Annotated in this window: 3 protein-coding genes; all 3 read left to right on the plus strand. The window is 69.5% G+C overall.

Features of this window, described 5'->3' with window-relative positions:
* Positions 1 to 196: 196 nt before the first annotated feature.
* The 3 genes from AOK18_RS06895 to AOK18_RS06905 all read left to right on the plus strand — a co-directional run bounded on the left by AOK18_RS06895 (position 197) and on the right by AOK18_RS06905 (position 4,913).
* Positions 197 to 730, plus strand: a complete 534-nt coding sequence (locus AOK18_RS06895) for a sigma factor-like helix-turn-helix DNA-binding protein (RefSeq protein ID WP_206281505.1) — start codon at positions 197 to 199, stop codon at positions 728 to 730.
* Positions 714 to 2,273 (plus strand): terminase large subunit domain-containing protein, encoded by a 1,560-nt coding sequence (locus AOK18_RS06900; protein WP_055693727.1) that lies wholly within the window; start codon positions 714 to 716, stop codon positions 2,271 to 2,273. The genes AOK18_RS06895 and AOK18_RS06900 overlap by 17 nt, the downstream gene beginning before the upstream one ends.
* Before the next feature lie 756 nt (positions 2,274 to 3,029).
* Positions 3,030 to 4,913: a hypothetical protein gene (locus tag AOK18_RS06905; RefSeq protein ID WP_055693728.1), complete on the plus strand. Its 1,884-nt coding sequence runs from the start codon at positions 3,030 to 3,032 to the stop codon at positions 4,911 to 4,913.
* Positions 4,914 to 5,005 lie beyond the last annotated feature (92 nt).

Below are 5,005 nucleotides of genomic sequence, written 5' to 3' on the forward strand. Positions count from 1 at the left end.
TGGTTGTCGGGCCCCGCGCCTTGTAGGGATGATCGCTGATTTTCGGTGTTCGGTTCCCCCGGGGCCGGTGGGCGGGGTGCGGGCAGGGGGACGGCCCGACACCGGGGGATGGGTGTCGGGCCGTTGGTCAGGGCGTGGGCGGGGCCTCTCGGCGCGGGGCCCGACAACCACACACGCGAGCGGGAGCCCCACCGCCATGGCCTGGTCCAAAGCCAAAACCGCAGAAGTCGCCCAACGGCGACGCGAAATGCTCATCATGAAGATCCAGGGCCGCACCGCCCTCGAGATCGCCGAGCACTTCGACATGTCCCCCAACACCGCCCGCTCCGACCTCTCCCGCGCCATCAAGAAAGCCCGCGACCTCGAGGTCCAGGAAGCCGAGACGTACCGCTTCATCCAAGGCGCACGCCTGGAAGAACTCCTCCGCGCGGTCTGGCCCGCAGCCACCGACCCCACCAACGTCGACCTCAAGGCCGGCGAACAGGCCCGCAAATACATCGCCGACCTCACCGAACTCTTCGGCCTGAAGGTCCCCGTCCGCACCGAGATCAGCGGCCCCGACGGCGGCGCCATCCCCTTCTCCGGCAGCGAGGCAGCCGAGGTCACGGCCCTCTTCGACATCTCCGACCGGGACAACGCCGAAATCCCACAGATCGACCCGGATGCCGACTACGACGATGAGGAACCGGAGGAGGAACTCGACGAGGACGACGGTGACGAAAGCCCCTGACCGGCAGGCCGGCCTCGAAGCCCGCTACCGGTCCCTGCCCTCCACACAGCGCCGCCGCGTCGTCGCCCGAGCCCGTCCGGAGACCCGCCGCAAACTCGTCCGGATCGAACGCCAGATGGCCATGGACCGCTCCCCGGGCGCGCTGGCCGCCGTCCTCACCGAAGGCCGCGAGAAGCAGGCCCCACACCTGGACATGATCGACCGAGTGTTCCAGCGGATCGCCGCCGGCGAACGCATGCAGGTAATGATCACCTGCCCGCCGCGGCACGGCAAAAGCCAGCGCGCCTCCCGCTGGGGCCCCCTCTGGTACCTGCGACGCCACCCCACCGCCCGCGTCATGCTCGCCTCCTACGGCGCCGAACTCGCCGACGACCACGGCCGCTGGGTCCGCGACCAGCTCCGCACCTACGCCCCCACCCTCGGCGTGCACCTCCACCCCGGCAGCCACGCCGCGAACCGCTTCGACCTCGAAGCCCCCGCCGGGTCATCCGTCCGCGGCGGCATGGTCACCGCAGGCGTCGGCGGCTCCTTGACCGGCAAGGGCTTCTCGCTCGGCATCATCGACGACCCCTTCAAAGGCTCGGATGACTCCAACAGCCCCGCCCAACGCAACCGGGTATGGGACTGGTACCAGTCCGTCTTCTACACCCGGCGGGCACCCGGCGCCTCCATCGTCCTGATCAACACCCGCTGGAACGAGGACGACCTCTCCGGCCGGATCCTTGCCACCGAACCCGAGAACTGGACCCTCATCGACCTGCCGGCCCTCGCCCTCTCCGACGACGACCCCCTCGGACGGCAGCCCGGCCAGGCCCTGTGGCCCGATCAGTACGACGAAGAGGAACTCGCCCGCACCCGCCGCGCCGTCGGCGAACGCGTCTGGTGGGCGCTCTACCAGCAGCAGCCCAGACCCCTTGAGGGCGGCGTCTGGCAATGGGCGTGGATCACCACCAACCGGTGCAGCACCGTCGCCTTCCAGGGCGTCGACCTCACCCGCATCCTCGTCGCCATCGACCCCTCCGGCGGCGCCGGCACCGCCAACGACGAAACCGGCATCGTCGCCGCCGGGCGCACCGCGGAAGGAGAGCTCTACCTCCTCGCCGACCGCTCCGGCCGGCACGGCGCCAACGCGTGGGGTGTCGAAGCCTGCCAGCTCGCCATCGAACTGGGCGCGGACGGCCTGGTTGTGGAAACCAACTTCGGCGGCGACATGACTCGCCAGGTCCTCATCCAGGCCTGGCAGGAACTCGAACGCGCCGGCCGCACCCGGGGTGGGCCCATGCCGCGGATCATCGAAGTGAACGCCAAGCAAGGCAAACGCCTGCGCGCCGAACCCATCGCCCAGCTGTATGAGCAGGGCCGTGTCCATCATGTGGGGGAGTTCGACACCCTGGAACGGCAGATGGTCACCTGGCTGCCCGGCATGGACTCACCCGACCGGATGGACGCCGCCGTGCACGCACTGACCGAGCTCGCCGACCCCGCACAGGAAGGCCTCGGCACCCAGCACTACACCGACCAGCGGCTGCGTGGCCGCAGGTGAACCATCCAACACACCCGGCTGCCACTCCCACACGCATCAGAAAAATCACGAGCCCAAAGTTGGCAGCTGATGGGCCGTCAATCAGTCGTCACTTCGCTCACTGCACAGCGATTCATGAGTCCCGAATTTAAAATCTGCGCGGATGGAAGGTACATTGGCAAGCACGCAACACATGATGCGTTGAGCACAACGAAACAGGACCGCCCACCCTGGCTGGATGGACGGCCCTGTCTCTTCACAGGTGGGCTGCTGGACTGAGGGCTCTCACTTCGCCGTCACCTGGAGCGCTACCTCCAGGAGTGCGACGACGAAGCACCAGAAGCTCCAGTCCGGCTGTCCGTCTTCGGTCATGGTCCACCTCCCTTCCGCGACCGCAGGTCAAGGACCCGGTACGGTCGCTCCTCCTCCGGGCCGCGGCGCCGGAAGCAGGGAAGCGTCATGCGAGTGACGAACACCCGGAGTCAGTTTAAGGGCACGCGAATGGTGCTCCTGACACCTCGTGATCTTGAATGTGGGCAAAGGGGATTGACGGGGAGAAAGGCGACCGGATTCCCGTTCCTCGCGTCACCCAATCGGGTGACCTGACGGTACCCGGAAGTCCATTCCCCCAGTACAGCCGCCCCCTTGGGGTGAACGAACCCGCACGCGGCACCGACGCCGGCCGCCACCTCCTGCCCGCCCAGCGGAGGGAACCCGACCCGACCACGCCCGTACCCTGATCACAGGCGCGGGGCCTGGAGCAGCGGAGGAGTAGCGGTGGGCCTCATGACCCGCGCCAAGGCCGTCGTCATCGACGCCTGGTCGTGGCTGAACTACAAGCCGATCTACTCCGACCCCCGCGGCATGCCCCACCGGCGCGCCTTCCCCGAAGCCGCCGCGACCTGGGTCCCGCCCGCCGACGAACGCCGCCTCGCCGCGTACAAGCTGCTGGCCGCCTACGACAACAACCAGGCAGCAGAGTTGGCCGAAGTCCTCGACGGGCCCGCCGCCCGGGAGAAGCGGGAGTTCGGCGACCCGTCCCTGTTCGTCGATGCGATCCTCGCGCACGTCCTGGGCCGGGAGCAGACCATCACCGTGCCCGGCGCCGAACACCCCGCCGAAGGCGTCGACCCGGCCATGGCCGAACGCGTGCAGTCCCTGCTGCGGGACTGGTCGGAGAACGAACTCTTGCCCATGCGGGTCCAGCAGACCGAACGCAAGGCCGTCGCCCTGGGGGACGGCGTGTACCGGCTGGCCTGGGACCCGGCCAAGCAGCGCGCCACCGTCCGCTCCGTCGACCCGGGCTTCTACTTCCCGGTCATCGGCGAGGACGACGACGGCGGGGAGTTCCCGCAGCGCGTGCACTTCGCATGGGAGCTCCCCGAGGACCCGCGCCGCGACCTGAAGGCCCGCATCCGGCGCATCACCTACGAACTCGCCCCCATCGGGCCGGCCACCGCCGCCGGCGCGGACAGCAGCGGCCGCGCGGTCCGCGCCCCCCTCACGATCGAGGACGCCGACGGGCAGCTGGTCCCCGTCCTCGGGCAGGGCGACATCATCGACCCGGGCTCCGGGGCTGTCACCCGCCTCTACCCGTGGAACGACACCCCCAGTACCGTCACCTGCTACCTCACCGACGCCACCTGGACCCTCGACGACCTCAAGGGCGAGATAGACGTCGACTCCCTGCCCCTGGACAAGGCCACCTTCGCGACCCGCTCCGACGGCGAAGTCCTCGACCACCTCGACCTGCTCATCGACTTCCTGCCGGTCGTCCACGTCCCCAACACGGTGCCCCCGGCCGAGGAGCACTGGGGCCAGTCCTCCCTCGCCAAGGTGCTCCAGGTCTTCGACGAGCTCCAGGGCTCCGACACCGACTCCGCCCGCGCCTCCGCCACCACCGGCCTGCCCATCGTCGGCGTATCCGGCGTCAACGCCCGCGGAGACATGCACGTCGCACCCGGGCAGGTGTGGACCCTCGGAGAGAACGGCAGAATCACCACCGTCGACACCTCCTCCGCCCTGCGGGAACTCCGCGAATACGGCCACGACCTCGAGGACCGCGCCGCCAAGGTCTCCCGGCTCCCCGCGGTCGCCCTCGGCACCATCGACCCGTCCAAGGCGCCCTCCGGATACGCCCTGGACATCTCCCTGGGCCCGCTCGACTCCCTCATCGGCGGCATGCGCCTGGCCCGCGACCACAAGTACGCGCTGCTCCTGAAGTTCGTGCAGCGCCTGCACCTGGCCGGCCAGCACCCCGACTGGGCGGGCATCCAGGTGCAGCCCGCGCGGATGGTGTTCGGCCCGTACAAGCCCACCGACCGGGCCGGGATCCTCGAGCAGGTCACCCTCGGCGTGACCAAGGGCGTCATCAGCAAGGAGACCGGGATCCGCATGCTGATGGAGGCCGGGTTCCCCATCGAGGACGCCGAGGACGAGCTGACGCGGATCGACGCCCGCTCCTTCGCCGACGCCCGCCTCCTGGCCGACGCCCTGAACAACCCGGACGAGGTCGCCGCGTTCCTCGGCCGCCGGGCCCCGGGCGTGCCGGAAACCCCGCCCGTGAACCTGCCCCCGGCCGGAGGCGACGACAACCTTGAGGACGACGACGAGGACCCCGACGAGAACCCGGCGCAGGGCAGCGGGGGGAACGTGTCGTGATTTCTGTGTTGTCCTTGATCTCAGGCGCGGGGCGACGCATTGGTGACAGTCCTCCCATGGACGATCGGTCAGGCCCCGCGCCTGAGATCAAG

The sequence above is a fragment of the Streptomyces prasinopilosus genome, from assembly GCF_001419695.1.
GTDB classification, from domain to species: domain Bacteria; phylum Actinomycetota; class Actinomycetes; order Streptomycetales; family Streptomycetaceae; genus Streptomyces; species Streptomyces prasinopilosus.

Coding starts and splice junctions, on each gene's coding strand:
- AOK18_RS06895 (WP_206281505.1), top strand. CDS start 197: ATGGCCTGGTCCAAAGCCAAAACCGCAGAAGTCGCCCAACGGCGACGC.